This is a genomic window from Bradyrhizobium canariense, from assembly GCF_018130465.1.
GTDB classification, from domain to species: domain Bacteria; phylum Pseudomonadota; class Alphaproteobacteria; order Rhizobiales; family Xanthobacteraceae; genus Bradyrhizobium; species Bradyrhizobium canariense_C.
This window is the reverse complement of record NZ_JAFCKJ010000012.1, coordinates 15,842-34,034: the sequence shown is the minus strand read 5'-3', so window position 1 is coordinate 34,034 and position 18,193 is coordinate 15,842. Positions and strand designations below refer to the sequence as shown.

The following is an 18,193-nucleotide window of genomic DNA, read 5'->3' as shown; positions in this document are numbered from 1 at the left end:
ACCTTCATGGCGGTCTACACCGACGTTGCCGCCGACGAGCTTGCGGATTTCCTGAGCGAATATGATCTCGGCGAATTGCTCTCCTACAAGGGCATCGCCGAGGGCGTCGAGAATTCAAACTTCCTGCTGCACACCACCAAGGGCTCGTTCATCCTCACGCTCTATGAAAAGCGCGTGGCGAAGAACGATCTGCCGTTCTTCCTCGCGCTGATGACGCATCTCGCCGAGCACGGCATCAACTGCCCGCTTCCGGTGAAGGGAAGAGACGGCGAGGCGCTGCGCGAGCTGTCGGGCCGGCCGGCCGCGATCATCACCTTCCTCGAAGGCGTCTGGCCGCGCAAGCCGAACGCCGCCCATTGCGCGGGCGTCGGCGGAGCGCTGGCGAAGATGCATCTGGCCGGCGCCAATTTCGCGATCAAGCGTGCGAATGCGCTCTCGGTCTCGGGCTGGCGGCCGCTGTTCGATGCGGCATCACACCGGGCCGACGAGGTGCAGCCGGGCCTGCGCGCGTTCCTTAGCCAGGAGCTCGACTACCTCGAGAGCGGGGTCTGGCCGAAGCATCTGCCCGAAGGCGTGATCCACGCCGACCTCTTCAACGACAACGTCTTCTTCCTGGGCGACCAGCTCTCGGGCATCATCGACTTCACCTTCGCCTGCAACGATATGCTGGCCTATGACATCGCGATCTGCCTCAACGCCTGGTGTTTCGAGCCGGATCACTCGTTCAACGTCACCAAGGCGCGCGCCTTCCTCAATGCCTATGGCCGCGTGCGCAAGCTCACCGAAGCGGAAGAGGCCGCGCTGCCGCTGCTGGCGCGCGGCGCCGCGATCCGTTTCCTGCTGACGCGGCTGGTCGACTGGCTCAACGTGCCGCCCGGCGCGCTGGTTCGGCCAAAGGATCCGCTGGAATATGTCCGCAAGCTGCGCTTCCACCAGAGCGTCTCAACCGTGCGCGACTACGGGCTGATGCCGTCAGGACTGGTCGCGTGAGCGAGCTTCCCAACGTCACGATCTATACCGACGGCGCGTGCTCGGGAAACCCCGGGCCCGGAGGCTGGGGCGCGATCCTGAAGTTCGGCGACACGGAAAAGGAGCTGAACGGCGGCGAGCGTCACACCACCAACAACCAGATGGAATTGATGGCGGCGATCTCCGCGCTGGAAGCGCTGAAGAAGCCGTGCACCGTCGATCTCTACACCGACAGCCAATATGTGCGGCAGGGCATCACCGGCTGGATTCACGGCTGGAAGCGCAACGGCTGGCGCACCGCCGACAAGAAGCCGGTGAAGAATGTCGAGCTTTGGCAGCGCCTCGATGCCGCGTTGAAGGCGCATGACGTGCGCTGGCACTGGGTCAAGGGCCACGCAGGGCATCCCGAGAACGAACGCGCCGATCAGCTCGCGCGCGACGGGGTCGCGAAGGCGCGGTTGCAGCAGCGGGTGGCGGAGTAGCGGCGGCATCGCACCCACTCACCACTGTCATCCCGGCGAAAGCCGGGATCCATAACCACAGGATCGGGTTTGGCGATGACTCGCGGTTGCCAGCTCGCGCCGCAACTCTACCCTGGGGTTATGGGTCCCGGCCTTTGCCGGGACGACACCGAGAGTGTGGCTGAACGTGGTGGCCGCTTACAGCTGTCCCAGCAGCGTATCGCCGCCGGACACCTCGACCTTGCCGGGCATCGCTTCAAGATTGAGCTTCTTGACCACGCCGTCCTCGACCAGCATCGAATAACGCTTGGAGCGGATGCCGAGGCCGTTGCCGGAGGCGTCGAGCTCCATGCCGATCGCCTTGGCGAAGTCGGCATTGCCGTCGGCGAGGAAGATGGCCTCGTCGCGCTGGTCGGTGTCGCGCTTCCACGCATTCATGACGAAGGCGTCGTTGACGGAGACGATGGCGATGGTGTCGACGCCCTTGTCCTTCATGGCGTAGGCGTTGAGGAAGATGCTCGGCAGATGCATCTTGTGGCAGGTGCCGGTGTACGCACCGGGCACCGCGAACAGCGCCACCTTCTTGCCCTTGAAGATATCGTCGGTGGTCTTCACCTGCGGGCCTTCCGCCGTCATCACGCGGAATTTCGCCTCGGGCAGCTTGTCGCCAGTCTGGATGGTCATCGTGAAGTCTCCCTGGAAATCGGTCCCGCTTTTTAGACTGTGCGGCGGCGCTGCACAATATTGCCGGTGGGGGAGGCGGCGAGGGTCGCGGCCCTTCACCGTTATGTCATCAGCCGGCAAAACCGCCGCCGTCGAGGAAGGCCTGCTCGTCCTCGGTGCTGTCGCGTCCCAGGAGGCGGTTGCGGTGGGGGAAGCGGCCGAACCTCTGGATGATGTCGGCGTGCTCCCGCGCGTATTTCAGGTTCTCGGCATTGTCGGTGTTCTGAAACAGCGCGACGCAATGCAGCTGGTCGGTCAGGTGCTCGGAATGCATGAAGGGCAAATAGAGGAATTCGAGCAGGATGGGATCGATCCTGCGATCCGTGCCCCTCTCGATTGCGCGGCGGGCGACGTCGCGGGCCAGGGCGTCGCTGGCGAAGGCTTCCGGCGTGCCGCGGAACATGTTGCGGGGAAACTGGTCGAGCGCAATGACGAGCGCCAACGCGCCCTCGTCGCTGTCTTCCCAGGAGGCCAGTTCGCCGGCGGTTGCCCTCTTCCATAGCAGAAGAAAGTGACGCCTGACCTCCGCGTCGAAGGCGTCGCTGCGCTTGTACCAGCGCTCGCGACCGGCCTCGCGCCAGAAGGCGAGAATGCCGGCCGGCGTGATGTTGCCGACGTCAGTCATGAACCAGCGGTGCGCCCTATGCCGCTTCCGCCTTCTTCTCGTCGCGAAGCTGCCGGCGCAGGATCTTGCCGACGTTGGTCTTCGGCAGGTCGGTGCGGAATTCGATATGCTTGGGCACCTTGTAGCCCGTCAGCTGCTCCTGGCAGAACTTGACCACGGCTTCGGCCGTGAGGTTCGGGTCTTTCCTGACCACGAAGGCTTTTACCGCCTCTCCCGACTTGGAATCGGGGATGCCGATGACGGCGCATTCGAGCACACCCGGGTTGCTCGCGATCACTTCCTCGATCTCGTTCGGATAGACGTTGAAGCCGGAGACCAGGATCATGTCCTTCTTGCGGTCGACGATCTTGGTGTAGCCGGTCTCGTCCATCACGCCGATGTCGCCGGTGCGGAAATAGCCGTCCGCGGTCATCACCTTCGCGGTCTCGTCCGGTCTGTTCCAATAGCCCGACATCACCTGCGGGCCCTTGGCGCAGATCTCGCCGGGCTGGCCGAGCGGCAGCTCGTTGCCGTCGTCGTCGCGGATCGAGATCCAGGTCGAGGGCACGGGAATGCCGATCGATCCCGAGAACTCCGTCGTGGTCGCGGGGTTGCAGGTCAATGTCGGCGATGTCTCGGACAGGCCGTAGCCTTCGGCGATGAAGCAGCCGGTCACCGCCTTCCACTGCTCGGCCACGGGGCGCTGCACCGCCATGCCGCCGCCGTTTGAAATCTTCAGCTTGGAGAAGTCGAGCTTCTTGAAGTCGGGATGGTGCATCAGTCCGTTGTAGAGCGTGTTCACGGCCGGGAAGCTGTTGACCTGGTACTTCGCCAATTCCTTGACGAAGCCCCCGATGTCGCGCGGATTGGGGATCAGCAGATTGCAGCCGCCAGCGCGCACCGCGAGCAGGTAGCAGGCCGTCAGCGCAAAGATGTGATAGAGCGGCAGCGCGCAAACGATCATGAGCTGATCGACATGCGGAGGCTGCACCATCGCCGGCTGAAGCCATGCGTCGTTCTGCAACACGTTGGCGACGATGTTGCGGTGGAGCAGGGTGGCGCCCTTGGAGACGCCGGTGGTGCCGCCGGTATATTGCAGGAAGGCAACGTCGCCGGGCGACAGTTTCGGCTTGTTGAACGTCGCACCGCGGCCGGCCGAGAGCGCATCGTTGAACGACACCGCGCCCGGCAGCGACCAGGCCGGCACCATCTTCTTGACGCGGCGGACGACGAGATTGACGATCACGCCCTTGAAGCCGAGCAGGTCGCCCATGCTGGCGACGATGACATGCTTCACTTGCGTCTTCGCGATCACCTGCTCGACGGTATGGGCAAAATTCTCCAGCACGATGATGGCTTCGGCGCCGGAATCCTTGAGCTGGTGCTCGAGCTCGCGCGGCGTATAGAGCGGGTTGACGTTGACCACGGCGAAGCCGGCGCGCAGCACCGCAGCGGTGGCGACCGGATACTGCAGCACGTTCGGCATCATGATGGCGACGCGAGCGCCGCGCTGCAGCCCGCGGCCCTGCAGATAAGCGGCCAGCGCGACCGACATCTGATCGAGGTCGCGATAGCTGATCGACTTGTCCATGCAGATGAACGCCTTGCGGTCGGCGAACTTGGAAAAGCTCTCCTCCAAGAGGTCGACCAGCGACGAATATTGGGTCGGCTCGATATCAGCAGGCACGCCGGGCGGATATTGCTTGAGCCAGATGCGCTCCATGGAAAACTCCCCTCATTTACCAGAGCCCGTTGTGTCTCGGGCTTGCCTCATTGCCGCCAGTATCGAGCTTGCCGGAACGGGTGGCAAGTCGTCGTGGCTTAAGGCAAAGGTCGGGAAGTGGCTACCGGAATCGTCGCGAACCGCGCTGCCGCAGTGCGAAGTGCGGGCGCGGTCTCAGCTCGGTGCGCCGTTAACTGTTGTTGGCCGGCTTGGCGGCGGGCTTGGTTGCCGCCTTTGGCTTGGCGGGCTTCGGCGCGGGATCGCTGCTTGCCGCAGGTTTTGCCGCCGCATCGGATTTTGCCGCGGCGTGCTTGGTCCCGGCCGGCTTGGCTGCGCTCTTGACGTCAGCTGGTTTGGCGTCGGGCTTTGCCGCCGCCGTCTTGGCATCCTTCGGCTTGTCGGCTGGCTTGTCTGCCGCGTCAGGCTTCTTGGCGACGCGCGACTTCTTGCCACGCGGTTTCGGAGTTGCCTGCTGGTCGGCATCGGCCGCGACCGCAGCGATCAGGGCGGTCCCGGTGCGGGTCGGACCGGTATAGACCAGCACGGGCTCGGCCGCCGCCGGAGCCGAGGCCATCAGCTCGGAGGCCTTCATCAGGGGCGGCTGAAGCCCGGCCGTGAAGAAGGTGACCTGGGCTTCGCCGCCCGTGGCCGAGGCCGATCCGGACGTGCCGCCATTGGTCGCGATCAGCGCGTCGTCATCGTCGCTGGCCGGCCGCTTGCGATGGCCGCCGCACATGTCGTCACGCAGGTTCGGCGGCGAGGCGTCGACCGGCACCAGCTTGTCGACTGTGCCGAGCGAGGGGCGGAGCCAGGTGAGATTATCTTGCGAGAAGCCGCGCTCCAGCAGCTGCGCCGCCTTCACCGCGCGCGCGGTCCCGGAGTTGGCGCCGAGCACGACGGCGATCAGCCGGCGGCCGTTGCGCGTGGCCGATGCGACGAGGTTGTAGCCGGAGGCGCAGATGAAGCCGGTCTTGAAACCGTCGGCGCCGGGATAGCGGCCGATCAGCTTGTTGAAATTGCCGGTGACGCGCTTGCCGAAGCGGATTGCCGGAATGTGCACGAAATACTCGTACTCGGGCAGGTCGCGCAGGAACGAGCGCGCGAGAATGCCGAGATCCCGCGCGGAGGTGATCTGTCCGTCGGCGGGCAGGCCGTTCGGATTGACGTAGCTCGTCTGCGTCATGCCGAGCTTCTGCGCGGTGTCGTTCATCAGCGCCGAGAAGCCGTCGATCGAACCGCCGACACCTTCGGCGAGCACGACGGCCATGTCGTTCGCCGATTTCACCATCATCATCTTGAGTGCGTTGTCGACGGTAAGCTGCGTTCCGGGGCGGAACCCCATCTTCGAGGGCGACTGGGAGGCTGCCGTCGGCGACACCGTGAGTATTGTGTCGAGTGTGAGCTTGCCGTCTTTGACCGCCTTCAGCGTCACATAGGCGGTCATGATCTTGGTGACGGAAGCCGGATACCAGGGAATGGTCGCGTTTTCCGCCTGCAACACCTTGCCGCTGTCGGCCTCGATCAGGAGCAGCGCTTCGGCGCTCGCCGCGCGGGGCGCGAGCAATGCGGCACATGCGAGTGTCGCAGCGAACAGGTTGAACAGGGACTTGCGAAGCAGCGGGCGAAGAGCGTGCACTATCCGATTCCGGTCCTTGGAGATCCGCCGGTTCCGGTCGGCTCTCGTGATCTGATGTTCGGTTCTGAAATCCCAGCGTCGCCGCTTGCGGCGTCGCAAACCTATACCGGCTCGTGCGTCGGGAATAGGGGCATCAGCGGGGTATTCCGCAATGAAATAGGCCGAATTTCGACGATACTATGGGGACTTGCTAAGGCGACTTGGCGGCAGTCGCAGCAGCCTCAGCCGCTGTCACACTGGCCCGTGCGTTCTCCTGAACCATGAACTGGGCCCTGGCGAGGTCGGCGAAATGGCCGCCTTTGGCCACGAGTTCATCGAAAGTTCCGCTTTCGATCACGTGCCCGTACTCGAACACCAGGATGCGCGTGGCATTGCGGATGGTGGAGAGACGGTGGGCGATCACGAAGGTGGTGCGGCCCTTCATCACTTCGTCGAGAGCGGCATTCACCTTGGCCTCGGTGACGGCGTCGAGCGCGCTGGTCGCCTCGTCCAGGATCAGGATCGGCGGATCCTTCAGCAGTGCCCGGGCGATCGACAGCCGCTGGCGCTCGCCGCCGGACAGCATGCGGCCGCGCTCGCCGGCATTGGTCTCGAAGCCGCCGCTGCGCTCGATGAATTCGAGCGCCTGCGCGCGCTCCGCCGCCTTGCGCATCTCGGCCTCGGTGGCGTCCGGCTTGCCGACACGCAAATTCTCCGCGATCGAGCGGTTGAACAGCAGCGCCTCCTGAAAGACCACGCCGATGTTCCGCCGGAGTGATGTCAGCGTCACCCCGCGCACGTCCATGCCGTCGATCCTGATGAAGCCGGACTGCGGATCGAAGGCGCGATGCAGCAGCGCGATCGCCGTCGACTTGCCGGCACCGGTTGCGCCGACCAGCGCGATGGTCTGGCCGGGAAGCGCGGTGAAGGAGAGATCTTCGATCGCCGGCCGTTTGCCGTCATAGGAGAAGGTGACGTCGTTGAATTCGACGAGGCCGGAGAGCCGCCCCGCGTCGATCGCATCGGGCCGGTCGTGCACCGCAGGCACCGCATCGAGCACGTTGAAGAACTCGCGCAGGCGCGGGGCTTCCATGAACACGTTGTTGATGAAGCTCACGACCTGCTCCAGCTTTTGGATCAGAAGCGTCGCGAAGCTCACGAACATCACGATCTCGCCGACCGAGGTCAGCCCCTGGTCGTGCAGCGCTATGCCGAAAGTGAAGATCGCGAGCACCGTGATCGTGGTGGAGGCGCGCGTGATGACGGTGACGAGCGCCCACCAGGACAACACCGGCATCTGGGCTTCAAGCAATTGGTCGGCAACGGAGCGCAGGCCCTGCACCTCGGATTCGACGCGGACAAAACTCTGCACCAGCGCGACATTGCCGAGCGCATCCGAAGCGCGTGCGGAGAGCTCGCTGTATTGCTCTTCGACTGCCGTCTGCATGCCGAATGTCCTGCGCACCACGAAGGTGGTCAGCGCGGTGAAGACGATGCAGAGCACGAACAGCAGGATCGCCAGCCGCCAGTTCAGGTAGAGCGACAGCGGCAGCAGCACCACGACCGAGAGGATGGCGGCGAAATGCTCGCGGAAGAAGCCCAGCCACAGCCGCCATAGCGCATCGGTGCCGTTGAGCATGACTTTCATCAGCCGGCCCGAATGGGTGCCGGAGTGGAATGTCAGCGGCAGTTGCAGGATGTGCTCGAAATAATCCGTCAGGACCGCCTGCCGCTGGCGGTGGGAGAGCCGGTCGGCCTGCAACGCGACGAGCGCGCTGCAGCCGATGGTGAACAGTCCGAACGCGACCCAGGCAACCAGGAACGGCCAGGCCGAGCTGGAGCCTGCGACCGTCTTGCCGGAGAGCACGTCGACGATCCGGCCGAACAGCACCGGCTCGGCGAATTGCGAGCCCGCAAGCAGGAGATTGACAACCGCGAGCAGCCAGCCCAGCCGTGCCTCCTTGCCGAGCAGCTCGAGTACGCGGGTGTAGAGGCGGAGGATGGGCATGGGGGCAAGGAGCTCGGGCGGATAGAACGGAGTGAGCCCATACTCTAATCAGGGATCGGCTACGAGATATAGCGGAAGCTGTCGGTTTTGCTCAGTTGATCAACCGCCCGGTAACCGGCGGCAGGAACCCGCCGTCGAAGATATCGGCGGCCGCCGGCCGTTTGCGGAATTTGAAATCCTGCGCGATCTGGTCGATCGAGCGGTCCATGCGCGCCGGGTCGATGTCGCCGAGGCCGTTGCGACGGACCTCGTCGGTCAGGATGTTGTCGACGAGGACGGTGCGCAGGCGCTCCAGCTCGAGATCGCGGTCGCCGTCGTCGATGCGGCTCGCGGCCTCGTCCGCCGCGCGCGCCGGCTCCTTGACGGTCGCGTTGATGCCGGCGATCAACGCGCGGACGAATCCCTTCACGGTGTCCGGCTTGGCCGCAGCGAAAGCCGGGTTGACCACGACGGCAAAGCCATAGGCCTCGCAACCATAGTCGGCATAGCGAAGCGCGACGAGATCGCCGCCTGGCACGCCGCGGTCGCGCAGGTTCACTGCCGAGAGATAGCTGAAGCCGGCGACGGCATCGACCTGTCCCGCGGAGAGGATCGGCTCGCGCACCGCGGCGCTGATCTTGTGGAATTTCACGTGAGCCGTGTTGATGCCGTTCTGCTGCGCCAGCGCCGGCCACAGCCGCATTGACAGGTCGCTGTCGGCAACGCCGACGGTCTTGCCGTCCAGGTCGGGCAGGAGGTGGATGCCACGGCTCCTGCGGGCGACGATCGCGTAGGGCGCGCGGTTGAACAGCACGAACACCGCCTTGACCGGTGTCGCATCCTTGTCGCGGAAGCGGATCAGCTCGTTGATGTCGACGAGTGCGAGCTCGCTGTCGCCCTTGGCGACGCGCGCAAGCGCCTCCGGCGATCCGGCCGTGCTGCTGAAGGAGACGTTGAGACGTTCGGCGCCGAAGCTGCCGTCCTTTGCGGCAAGAAAGAACGGCGCCATGCTCGCATCGGTCGGGCGGTCGAAGGTGAAGTGGATCGCAGTGGAGGGCGCGGCGGTCTCAGCCGCCGTGACATCGCGCGCAGTCAGCGCGGCAAGCGAGATTGCAAGGGCCGTCAGGCAGCGAAGGGCGGTGGTCTTGAATCCGAACATCAGTCGCGCCGGTCCCGCATTGTTGTGGTTTCGTGACGCTCGCAGCGCCGGCCGGCGGGGACCCTGCGCGCGCCAATATGAACGGCGGATGAGCGGCGGTTGCGTCACGATTACGCAGCTCCGTTCAGCTTCTGTTGGGGTTGGGGAACTCAACATGGGACGTGGGTGTTTGAAGGACATGAGCCTGTCTACAGGCACCATTCGAGGTCCCAAGGAGGGTCCAGGACATGTTTGACAGATTTTCGAGATTTGCCGGCCGCAAGGCCGTTCTCGCCACCGCCGCGGTGGTGGCGCTGACTGCAGTCGCCCCGACCGCCTCCTATGCAGGCGGTCGCCACTGGCATGGCGGTGGCGGTGGCGCAGCGGCTGCCGCGGCCTTTGCCGGGATCGTCGGCACCGGTCTTGCGATTGCGGCGACCCGCAACGCCTACGCCTATGACGACGGTCCGTATTACGGCGGTCCCGCCTATTACAGCGGCCCAGCCTATTACGGCAACGGCCCCTATTATGGGCCGGGCCCGAACTACCAGTATCAGCGCTACGGCGGCACCGCTCCGTCGGAGCTATGCGGCCAAGGCTACCACACGAACTGCTACTAGCTCTGGCTACCAAAGGTTGACCAAAACAGGCCGTCGCGCTTGCCGCGCCGGTCTGCTTTTTGCTTTAATTGTCGGGCGTTAACGCGCTTGCCATTGGTTTAGAGTAGCTTTCAGTACCATGAGTGATTCGCTTGAGCGGCTATATCTGGCTGTGCTCGCGGCCAGAGACCTTGATCCGGCAACATCGCGCACCGCGCGGCTGTTTCAGCGCGGCCCGTCAAAAATGGCGAAGAAGCTGGCTGAAGAGGCTATCGAGGTCGTCATCGACGCGGTTAATGGCGATAGCGAAGCCGTAATCCGGGAAAGCGCCGACCTGCTCTACAATCTCACAGTGCTCTGGGCCTCGGCCGGCGTGCGCCCCGAGGACGTCTGGCGCGAGATGACGCGGCGCGAAGACATGCTCGGCATCGCCGAAAAACTGCCGAAGTCGGCGATGAAGCTGCCCAAAGTTGCGTCACCGCGCGTCGCCGCCAGGCGGCCAATCGTCGCGCTCGAGGGTCGTGTGACGCGCAAGCGCCACTAGAAACGTCACAAAACTGGCGATGGACAAATCCGTCCCATGGTGCTTCATCGCGGCGCCATGCTGAAACGTATCTACGACTGGTGCATCGACGCCGCTCACAAGCCTTACGCGCTCTGGATTCTGGGTGCCGTGGCTTTCGCAGAAAGCTCCTTCTTTCCCGTCCCGCCGGACGTGATGCTGATCCCGATGTCGCTGGCGCGGCCGCAGCGCGCCTGGGTCTATGCGGCGATCTGCACCGCAACGTCGGTGCTGGGTGGCCTGCTCGGCTATGCCATCGGCGCGCTGCTGTTCGACTCGGTCGGTCACTGGCTGATCCAGGTCTATGGCCTCGGCGACAAGGTCGATGCCTTTCGCGCCTCCTATGCCGAATGGGGCGCCGTGATCATCCTGCTCAAGGGCCTGACACCGATCCCCTACAAGCTCGTCACGATCACCTCGGGCTTTGCCGGCTACAATCTCGTCCTGTTCATTCTCTGCTCGATCGTCGCACGCGGCGGCCGTTTCTTCATCGTCGCGATCCTGCTCAACCGCTACGGCGACTGGATCCGGGTCAGGATCGAGAAGCATCTCGGATTGTGGGTGGCAATCGGCGCCGCGGTGCTCGTGCTCGGCTTTGTCGTCGCAATCAAATTGATCTAACCCCAAGGCGCTTTGCCACTGCGCCAGGTTCGGCTACGGTTGGCGTCATGATGCTTCGATCCGGCATTCCGGTCCTGCGACTGGGGACGCTGACTTTTGCGGTGCTTTCGCTCCTGCTGGGTGCCGGCGGACCCGGATGGCCGCAATCCGCGCCGCCCGCGCTCGGCTTGCAGGAGCAAGGACCGCAGGCCGCACCGGCGCCTTCGACGGCTCCGTCGTCGCCGGCGCGTGAGGAAAATCCCGGGCTGATCAACGAAATGGGCAAGCTGTTCGACAAGCTGCCATCGATCCTGCCGCCGATCAAAAGCCCGAGCGAGACCATGAACGATTTGTCGCGCCTGGCGAAGCCGTCGACCATGGTGTCGGGACGCGTGGCCTGTCCGGCCTCGTCGAACGGCGCGCCCGACTGCAAGCTCGCCGCCGACAAACTCTGCCAGAGCAAAGGCTACACGGAAGGCAAGAGCCTGAATGCCGACTCCGCGGAAAAGTGCTCGGCCAAGGTTCTGATCCCGGGCAGGCAACGCAAACCGGATGACTGCCGCACTGATACCTTCGTCACCAGCGCGCTGTGCCAGAATTGAGGACGCCGCGCGAGCAAGCAAGGAGCGCCCATGAGCCGTACGGAGCAGGACTTCCTCGGACAGCGTGAGATCGCCGACGACATCTATTACGGCGTCCAGACCATCCGCGGTAAGGAGAACTTCCACATCACCGGCATTCCGATGAACCAGGAGCCTTACTTCGTGAAGGCACTCGGTTACGTCAAGAAGGCCGCCGCCATGGCCAACCGCGATCTCGGCGCGGTGGACACCAAAGTCGCGGAAGCCATCATCGTGGGCTGCGATCGCGTCATCGCCGGCGACATGATGGACCAGTTCGTCACCGACTTCATCCAGGGCGGGGCCGGCACCTCCACCAACATGAACGCCAACGAGGTGATCGCCAATCTCGCGCTGGAATCGCTCGGCTTTGCCAAGGGCGACTACCAGCACGTCAGCCCCAACGATCACGTCAATTACGGCCAGTCGACCAACGACACCTATCCGACCGCCTTTCGGCTGGCGCTGATCCTGCGGCTCGAGAGCTACATGACCGCGTTGCGCCAGCTCCAGGAGGCGTTCTTCGCCAAGGGCCGGGAGTTCGAGCGCGTGCTGAAGATGGGCCGCACTCATCTGCAGGACGCTGTGCCGATGTCGCTCGGCGCCGAATTCCGCGGCTGGGGCACCACCATGGGCGAGGAGGTCGATCGAATCTCCGAGGCCCGCGCGCTGCTGCGCGAGATCAATCTCGGCGCCACCGCGATCGGCACCTCCGTCACCGCGGCGCACGGCTATCCCAAGCTCGCGGTCCGGCATCTGAGCGCGCTCACCGGCGTCGACTTCATCCTTGCAGGCGACCTCGTCGAGGCGACGTCGGATACCGGCGCCTATGTGCAGCTCTCCGGCGTCCTCAAGCGCACGGCGAGCAAGCTGACGAAGATCTGCAACGACATCCGCCTGCTCGCCTCGGGCCCGCGCGCCGGCTTCAACGAGATCAACCTGCCGCAGCTCCAGCCGGGCTCTTCGATCATGCCCGGCAAGGTCAATCCAGTGATCCCCGAGGTCGTCAACCAGACCAGCTTCCTCGTGATCGGGCTCGACACCACGGTGACGCTCGCGGCGTCCGCCGGCCAGCTCCAGCTCAACGTGATGGAGCCGGTGATCTCGTTCGCGCTGTTCTTCTCGATCCGTACCATGGAGCGCGCGGTCAACAGCCTGCGCGAGAATTGCGTCGTGGGCATCACTGCCAACGAGGAGCACACCCGCAACATGGTGCTCAACTCGCTCGGCATCGTCACCGTGCTGAAGCCGCTGCTCGGCTACAAGCAATGCGCTGAGATCGCGCGCGAGGGCTACAAGAGCGGCAAGTCGCTGCACCAGATCGTCGTGGTCGAGCGCAAGCTGCTGACGCAGGAGAAATGGGACGAGATGTTCTCGTTCGAGCGGCTGATCAATCCTGATTTGATTGCGTGATGTCGCCGCCCCGCGACGAATTCCGCCCGTTGGAATTGCGGTAACGGCGTCCTCCACGGCGCCAAAACGCAATACTTGACAGTGGAAAGATTGCCTTGTTGGTATGGCTCCCAACGTCGATTTGACCGCCAACAGAGGATCGTCTCGCAATGTCCATGCCTGCCTTGTTCAAGGGACGCCTGTCGATCCCGGTGATCGGTTCGCCGCTCTTCATCATCTCGGTGCCCGATCTCGTGATCGCGCAGTGCAAGGCGGGCGTGGTCGGCTCGTTTCCGTCGCTGAACGCGCGGCCGCCGGAGCTGCTTGACGAGTGGCTGGCGCGGATCACCGAAGAGCTCGCGGCCTATGACCGCGCGCATCCCGACAAGCCGTCGGCGCCGTTTGCGGTCAACCAGATCGTGCACAAGTCGAACAACCGGCTCGACCACGACATGCAGCTCTGCGCCAAGTACAAGGTGCCGATGATCATCTCGTCGCTCGGCGCGCGCGAGGAGCTCAATCAGGCCGTGCACGGCTGGGGTGGCATCGTCTTCCACGATGTGATCAACCAGAAGTTCGCACACAAGGCGATCGAGAAGGGCGCCGACGGCCTGATCCTGGTCGCGGCGGGCGCAGGCGGCCATGCCGGCACGATCTCGCCGTTGGCGTTCGTCGCCGAGACGCGAAAATGGTTCGACGGCCCGATCGCGCTGTCGGGTGCGATCGGCAACGGCAAGGCGATCCGCGCCGCGCGCATCCTCGGCGCCGACTTTGCCTATATCGGCTCGGCCTTCATCGCCACCAAGGAAGCCAATGCGGTCGAGAAGTACAAGGAGATGATCGCGGGCGCGACGGCCGACGACATCGTCTATTCCAATCTCTTCACCGGCGTGCACGGCAACTATCTGAAGCCGTCGATTCTCGCTGCCGGCATGGATCCGGAAAACCTGCCGACGTCCGATCCCTCCAAGATGAATTTCGGCACCGACGCTTCCGGCGAGCGCGCCAAGCCAAAAGCCTGGAAGGAAATCTGGGGTTCGGGCCAGGGCGTCGGCAGCATCGACGGCATCGTGCCCGCCGCCGAAATGATCGCGCGCTTCAAGAAGGAATACGACGAGGCGGTCGATCCGCCGTTGTGATGTGCGGCTGTGGGCCGAACCGGCCCACTTCTCATCCGTCGTCCCGGCGAAGGCCGGGACCAATACCGCGTGATGTCTCGGGTTGCGAAGGTAGGCGTACCGAACGATGGGTCTTCGCCAAACCACTCCCTGTGGTTAAGGGTCCCGGCCTTCGCCGGGACGACGGCGCAATTTTGGGCTCCTGGCGTTCCCGCCAAACGAGATTTAACCGATGACCCCCATCTACCGCGTCGACGGCAACAGCGTCGTCACCAGCCCGGATGCCGCGGGCCCGTGGGACCGGCGCATGCAGCACGGTTCGGCGCCGGCCTCGCTGGTGACGTGGGCGGCTGAACGCATTCCGTCGTCTGTTACGATGGACATCGCGCGCGTCACCATCGACCTGATGCGCCCGGTGCCGGTGGCGCCGCTCACGATCGCGACCGAGGTCTTGCGCGAGGGCCGCAAGATCCAGCTCTGCGGGATCAAGCTGCTCGCCGACGGCGTACAGGTGGTCGGCGCCACCGTGCTCAAGATCAAGCGCCAGACGCTGACGCTGCCCGAGGACGTCAAGGCGCTGCCGGTTACGCTGCCGTCGCCGGAGGACTCGCTGCTCGAGGACGGTCATGCCGCCACCAGCCCGTTCGTACGTTCGGTTTCGATGCGCGCCGCGCGCGGCCGCTTCGGCCAGGCCGGCGCGGGCGCGATTTGGTTTCGCGTCGACCATCCCCTGATCGCAGGCGAAACACTCTCGCAGGCGATGCGCGCCGTGGTCGCGGCGGATTTTTCCAATGGCACCGCCTCGACGCTCGACTTCCGCGCCTGGACCTACATCAACGCCGACCTCACCGTGAGCTTTTCGCGCCAGCCGATCGGCGAATGGATCCTGCTCGACGGCGATTCCTGGATCGGACCTGATGGCGCCGGGCTTGCGATGTCGCGGCTCGCCGACCGGCAGGGCTATTTCGGCCGCGCGGTGCAAAGCCTGGTGATCGAGAAGCGGTAAGGCACCTCTCTATCCCACCATCCGGTCCCGCCCGCTCCAAAAGCTCGCGCGCAGCACCTTCTTGTCGACCTTGCCGACGCCGGTCGTCGGCAGTTGCTTGACGAACTGGATCTGCTTCGGCGCATGGGTCGAGCCTTTTCGCGTCTTCACCAGATTGATCAGCGCATCGGCATCAGGTTTTGCGCCTTCGCGCAGGACGACGACAGCGGTGACGGCTTCGCCCCATTTCTCGTCGGGGATACCGACGACCGCGACCATGGCCACGTCCGCATGCTGCGACAGCACGTCCTCGACCTCGCGCGGAAAGATGTTGAACCCGCCGGAGACGATCATGTCCTTCTTGCGGTCGAGGATGAACATGTAGCCGCGATCATCCTTGCGCGCGATGTCGCCGGTGTGCACCCAGCCGTTCTTCAACGTCTCGGCGGTGATTTCCGGCTGCTTCCAGTACTCCGCCATGACATGTGGAGCGCGCACGCAGATCTCGCCGGCTTCGCCCGTCTTCACCTCCTGGTCGTTGTCGTCGAGGATCCTGACCTCGCACGCCGCGATCGGGAAGCCGCATGACAGGAACAGCTCCGGCCTCTTGGGATCGTGATCCGCCTTGCGCAGCACCGAGACGGGATAGCATTCGGTCTGGCCGTAGAGTTGCGAAAACACCGGCCCGATGCGCTCGATCCCCTCGATCAGCCGGCTCGGCGACATCGCGGAGGCGCCATAGAGCACGAGCTCGAGCGAGGAGAGGTCGGTCCTGACCAGCGCGGGATGATCGAGCAGCACGTAGATCATGGTCGGCACGAACAATGTGAAATTGATCCGCTCGCGCGTGATGGTGGCCAGTACCGCCTCGGGATCAAAACCCTTCAGCATGTGCACGGTGCCGCCGCGCATCAGGGTCGGCAGCACCTTTGTGCCTGCGACATGGCTGATCGGAGCGACCGTCAGATAGCGCGCCGCCTCTGGAATTTCGAAATCGGCGAGGATCGCGCCTGCCGCGCCGCTGTTTTCGCGATGATAGCGCAGCGCGCCCTTGGATTTTCCGGTCGTCCCGCCGGTGTAGTTCAGCGTGGCGAGATCGTCGGCGCCGGCGAGGCACAGCGCGCTGGCGTGGCCTTCGATCTCGATCGCCTGCAACAGGTCGACGCCATAGTCGGCCGGTCCCATGGTGAAGACCGCCTTGAGCTGCCCCGCCTGTGCGGCGAGCTCGCCGCCGCGCTCCCGGAAGGAGGCCGCATCGACCACCAGCATTTCGGCCCCGGAATCCTCGAGCTGGAACAGCTGGTCCCCTCGCGATCCCAAAGGATGCAGCCAGGTGATGCAGAGCCTGGACAATTGCGCGGCGACACCGGCGCACCAGGTGTCGGCGCGATTGGCGGTGAGGAGTGCGACGCGCGCGCCGGGCTGCAATCCAAGGCGCATGAAAACGCTCTGGATGCGTCCGATCAGGTCGAGGGTGCCCTGATAGCTCAGCGATCCGCCGGGCCAGGCGAAAGCGGTGCGGCCGGGATAGCGCGACAGTGCCCGTAGCGTCTGCGCACAAGTCGGAGACGATGCGTGGAGCGGGTCGGACATATGTTTCCTCATTGCTTTGTCATCGGCTTCTGGCGTGCCAATGTTGCGCGCAAGGCTAGCACAGGAATGCGGAATGGTTCGACAAAGCCCGCGCAGGGAGGCATGTGTGACGTCCGATCGACTGCAACGCTTTCGCGATCGTCTCAGTCTGCCTCTGATCGCGGCGCCGATGTTTCTGGTGTCGGGCGTCGAGCTCACGGTCGCTACCTGCCGTAACGGTGTGATCGGCAGCTTCCCTACCGCGAATTGCCGCAGCGCGGAACAGCTTGAGGCGTGGCTCACCGAGATCGAAACGCGGCTATGGCAGCACGAAGATCAAACCGGTCGCTCGGCCGCGCCACTCTGCCCGAACCTGATCGTGCATCGCTCCAACGCGAGGTTGGAGCAGGATCTCGCCGTGCTGCTGCGCCACAAGCCGGAGATCGTCATTACCTCTGTTGGATCGCCCGCGCCGGTGTTGAAGCCGCTGCATGACGCCGGCGCGCTGGTGCTGGCGGACGTGGCCTCGATCCGCCACGCCCAGCGCGCGGCGGAGGCCGGCGCCGACGGGCTCGTGTTGCTCACCGCGGGCGCAGGCGGGCAGACCGGCTGGCTCAACCCGTTTGCCTTCGTCCGGGCGGTGCGCGCATTCTACGATGGCATCGTCGTGCTGGCCGGCGGCATCAGCGACGGCCGCGCGCTGCATGCGGCAGAAGTACTCGGCTGCGATCTCGGCTACATGGGCACGAAATTCATAGCGACGGGCGAGAGCATGGCGGACGAGCGTCACAAGCGTATGCTGGTCGACGGCAGCGCGGACGACATTTTGCTGACCACCGCGTTCACGGGCCTGCAGACCAGCATGCTCAAGCCGTCGATCGTCGCAGCCGGGCTCGACCCCGACGATCTGCCGGCGCGCGGTGCGATCGACATCGGCAAGGACATCGACGTCAACGCGCGCGAGAGCCGCCCAAAGCGCTGGCGCGATATCTGGAGCGGCGGGCATTCGATATCGGGCGTGACCGAAGTGATGGGGGTCAACGATCTCGTCGCGCGGACGGTCGCCGAGTATCGAGAGGCGGGTGGCCGGCCCTCCCCGTAAAAATGCGGAGGCCGATGGGGGCTGTCGTTCCCATCACAGTTAATCGAGCGCTGCATCGAAGCCCCAACTTAACGGCAGATTAACCAACGCCCGGCAAGAATCCCTCTCACGGCCGCCAATCAGGACCGAGAGGGACAGGCGATGGACTTCGACTTTCTCAACGCCAAGACGGCGGCGTCGCTGGACGAAATTCGCGTTCGCGTGGCCCACGCGCTGGCCCGCCACCCACTGTGCCGCAATGTGCGCTTCGACATCGTCAGCGTCCCCCGCACCCGCCGGGGCGGCAATTGGACGGTGACGCTGCAATCTGTCGAGCCGCGCGGGGTCTGGGAGGCCTCGGAGATCGTGGCCGACATCCAGGACGCTTACGATCTGGCGCTAGCGGCCTGATTTTCTTGAGGTTTCGAGCCGATGTCGCGGGAG

At 64.6% G+C, this 18,193-nt stretch carries 18 protein-coding genes; 11 read left to right on the top strand and 7 right to left on the bottom strand.

All coding sequences use genetic code 11. The features are described 5' to 3' along the window. Positions 1 to 6 precede the first annotated feature (6 nt). Both JQ591_RS26600 and rnhA read left to right on the top strand, forming a co-directional pair. Positions 7 to 990 carry a homoserine kinase gene (locus JQ591_RS26600; RefSeq protein WP_211398974.1) on the top strand — a complete coding sequence of 328 codons (984 nt, stop codon included), beginning with the start codon at positions 7 to 9 and terminating at the stop codon, positions 988 to 990. Beyond that, entirely contained in the window at positions 987 to 1,451 is a 465-nt protein-coding gene (rnhA, locus tag JQ591_RS26595) for a ribonuclease HI (RefSeq protein WP_211398973.1), read from the top strand. Before JQ591_RS26600 ends, rnhA begins: the two co-directional genes overlap by 4 nt. Before the next feature lie 177 nt (positions 1,452 to 1,628). Here the strand turns inward: rnhA and JQ591_RS26590 are convergent, their stop codons facing one another. The 6 genes from JQ591_RS26590 to JQ591_RS26565 form a co-directional block, all read right to left on the bottom strand. Further along, a complete protein-coding gene (locus JQ591_RS26590) occupies positions 1,629 to 2,114 on the bottom strand; it encodes a peroxiredoxin (RefSeq protein WP_211398972.1) in 486 nt (161 codons plus the stop codon). 109 nt (positions 2,115 to 2,223) lie between these two features. After that, positions 2,224 to 2,778 carry a DUF924 family protein gene (locus tag JQ591_RS26585; protein ID WP_211398971.1) on the bottom strand — a complete coding sequence of 185 codons (555 nt, stop codon included), beginning with the start codon at positions 2,776 to 2,778 and terminating at the stop codon, positions 2,224 to 2,226. A gap of 16 nt (positions 2,779 to 2,794) precedes the next feature. Then, positions 2,795 to 4,480 (bottom strand): long-chain fatty acid--CoA ligase, encoded by a 1,686-nt coding sequence (locus JQ591_RS26580; protein WP_211398970.1) that lies wholly within the window; start codon positions 4,478 to 4,480, stop codon positions 2,795 to 2,797. Positions 4,481 to 4,670: 190 nt separating this feature from the next. Further along, complete coding sequence (locus JQ591_RS26575) at positions 4,671 to 6,116, bottom strand: D-alanyl-D-alanine carboxypeptidase family protein (RefSeq protein ID WP_211398969.1); 1,446 nt, start codon at positions 6,114 to 6,116, stop codon at positions 4,671 to 4,673. 190 nt (positions 6,117 to 6,306) lie between these two features. Then, a complete protein-coding gene (locus JQ591_RS26570) occupies positions 6,307 to 8,103 on the bottom strand; it encodes a glucan ABC transporter ATP-binding protein/ permease (RefSeq protein WP_211398968.1) in 1,797 nt (598 codons plus the stop codon). A gap of 91 nt (positions 8,104 to 8,194) precedes the next feature. Beyond that, a complete protein-coding gene (locus tag JQ591_RS26565; protein WP_211398967.1) occupies positions 8,195 to 9,241 on the bottom strand; it encodes an ABC transporter substrate-binding protein in 1,047 nt (348 codons plus the stop codon). Positions 9,242 to 9,468: 227 nt separating this feature from the next. On the opposite strand from JQ591_RS26565, the gene JQ591_RS26560 reads away from it, so the two are divergent. From JQ591_RS26560 to JQ591_RS26530, 7 genes are all read left to right on the top strand, one after another. Continuing rightward, positions 9,469 to 9,840, top strand: a complete 372-nt coding sequence (locus JQ591_RS26560) for a hypothetical protein (protein ID WP_211398966.1) — start codon at positions 9,469 to 9,471, stop codon at positions 9,838 to 9,840. Between the two features lie 118 nt (positions 9,841 to 9,958). Then, on the top strand, positions 9,959 to 10,363 hold the full coding sequence (gene hisE, locus JQ591_RS26555; RefSeq protein ID WP_211398965.1) for a phosphoribosyl-ATP diphosphatase: 405 nt from the start codon (positions 9,959 to 9,961) through the stop codon (positions 10,361 to 10,363). A 36-nt stretch (positions 10,364 to 10,399) separates the two neighbouring features. Then, positions 10,400 to 11,002 carry a YqaA family protein gene (locus JQ591_RS26550; protein ID WP_211398964.1) on the top strand — a complete coding sequence of 201 codons (603 nt, stop codon included), beginning with the start codon at positions 10,400 to 10,402 and terminating at the stop codon, positions 11,000 to 11,002. Between the two features lie 47 nt (positions 11,003 to 11,049). Continuing rightward, on the top strand, positions 11,050 to 11,583 hold the full coding sequence (locus JQ591_RS26545; protein ID WP_211398963.1) for a hypothetical protein: 534 nt from the start codon (positions 11,050 to 11,052) through the stop codon (positions 11,581 to 11,583). Between the two features lie 30 nt (positions 11,584 to 11,613). Beyond that, positions 11,614 to 13,014: an aspartate ammonia-lyase gene (locus JQ591_RS26540; protein ID WP_211398962.1), complete on the top strand. Its 1,401-nt coding sequence runs from the start codon at positions 11,614 to 11,616 to the stop codon at positions 13,012 to 13,014. A 149-nt stretch (positions 13,015 to 13,163) separates the two neighbouring features. After that, complete coding sequence (locus JQ591_RS26535; protein WP_106941069.1) at positions 13,164 to 14,132, top strand: NAD(P)H-dependent flavin oxidoreductase; 969 nt, start codon at positions 13,164 to 13,166, stop codon at positions 14,130 to 14,132. Positions 14,133 to 14,343: 211 nt separating this feature from the next. Continuing rightward, the gene (locus tag JQ591_RS26530) at positions 14,344 to 15,117 is read left to right on the top strand and encodes a thioesterase family protein (RefSeq protein WP_211398961.1); all 774 of its coding nucleotides are present in this window, start codon (positions 14,344 to 14,346) and stop codon (positions 15,115 to 15,117) included. A 9-nt stretch (positions 15,118 to 15,126) separates the two neighbouring features. Here JQ591_RS26530 and JQ591_RS26525 read toward each other — a convergent pair whose 3' ends face one another. Further along, a complete protein-coding gene (locus tag JQ591_RS26525; protein ID WP_211398960.1) occupies positions 15,127 to 16,689 on the bottom strand; it encodes an AMP-binding protein in 1,563 nt (520 codons plus the stop codon). A gap of 106 nt (positions 16,690 to 16,795) precedes the next feature. Here JQ591_RS26525 and JQ591_RS26520 point away from each other — a divergent pair, with 106 nt between their 5' ends. Together JQ591_RS26520 and JQ591_RS26515 are read left to right on the top strand one after the other, a co-directional pair. Next, positions 16,796 to 17,770 (top strand): NAD(P)H-dependent flavin oxidoreductase, encoded by a 975-nt coding sequence (locus tag JQ591_RS26520; RefSeq protein ID WP_211398959.1) that lies wholly within the window; start codon positions 16,796 to 16,798, stop codon positions 17,768 to 17,770. A gap of 141 nt (positions 17,771 to 17,911) precedes the next feature. Further along, positions 17,912 to 18,160: a hypothetical protein gene (locus JQ591_RS26515; RefSeq protein ID WP_211398958.1), complete on the top strand. Its 249-nt coding sequence runs from the start codon at positions 17,912 to 17,914 to the stop codon at positions 18,158 to 18,160. Positions 18,161 to 18,193 lie beyond the last annotated feature (33 nt).

Bases quoted from the DNA above. Each gene is read 5' to 3' on its own strand.
- JQ591_RS26600 (WP_211398974.1), top strand. From the start codon at position 7: ATGGCGGTCTACACCGACGTTGCCGCCGACGAGCTTGCGGATTTCCTG.
- JQ591_RS26590 (WP_211398972.1), bottom strand. From the start codon at position 2,114: ATGACCATCCAGACTGGCGACAAGCTGCCCGAGGCGAAATTCCGCGTG.
- JQ591_RS26585 (WP_211398971.1), bottom strand. From the start codon at position 2,778: ATGACTGACGTCGGCAACATCACGCCGGCCGGCATTCTCGCCTTCTGG.
- JQ591_RS26580 (WP_211398970.1), bottom strand. From the start codon at position 4,480: ATGGAGCGCATCTGGCTCAAGCAATATCCGCCCGGCGTGCCTGCTGAT.
- JQ591_RS26570 (WP_211398968.1), bottom strand. From the start codon at position 8,103: ATGCCCATCCTCCGCCTCTACACCCGCGTACTCGAGCTGCTCGGCAAG.
- JQ591_RS26565 (WP_211398967.1), bottom strand. From the start codon at position 9,241: ATGTTCGGATTCAAGACCACCGCCCTTCGCTGCCTGACGGCCCTTGCA.
- JQ591_RS26560 (WP_211398966.1), top strand. From the start codon at position 9,469: ATGTTTGACAGATTTTCGAGATTTGCCGGCCGCAAGGCCGTTCTCGCC.
- hisE (WP_211398965.1), top strand. From the start codon at position 9,959: ATGAGTGATTCGCTTGAGCGGCTATATCTGGCTGTGCTCGCGGCCAGA.
- JQ591_RS26550 (WP_211398964.1), top strand. From the start codon at position 10,400: ATGGTGCTTCATCGCGGCGCCATGCTGAAACGTATCTACGACTGGTGC.
- JQ591_RS26545 (WP_211398963.1), top strand. From the start codon at position 11,050: ATGATGCTTCGATCCGGCATTCCGGTCCTGCGACTGGGGACGCTGACT.
- JQ591_RS26540 (WP_211398962.1), top strand. From the start codon at position 11,614: ATGAGCCGTACGGAGCAGGACTTCCTCGGACAGCGTGAGATCGCCGAC.
- JQ591_RS26535 (WP_106941069.1), top strand. From the start codon at position 13,164: ATGTCCATGCCTGCCTTGTTCAAGGGACGCCTGTCGATCCCGGTGATC.
- JQ591_RS26530 (WP_211398961.1), top strand. From the start codon at position 14,344: ATGACCCCCATCTACCGCGTCGACGGCAACAGCGTCGTCACCAGCCCG.
- JQ591_RS26525 (WP_211398960.1), bottom strand. From the start codon at position 16,689: ATGTCCGACCCGCTCCACGCATCGTCTCCGACTTGTGCGCAGACGCTA.
- JQ591_RS26515 (WP_211398958.1), top strand. From the start codon at position 17,912: ATGGACTTCGACTTTCTCAACGCCAAGACGGCGGCGTCGCTGGACGAA.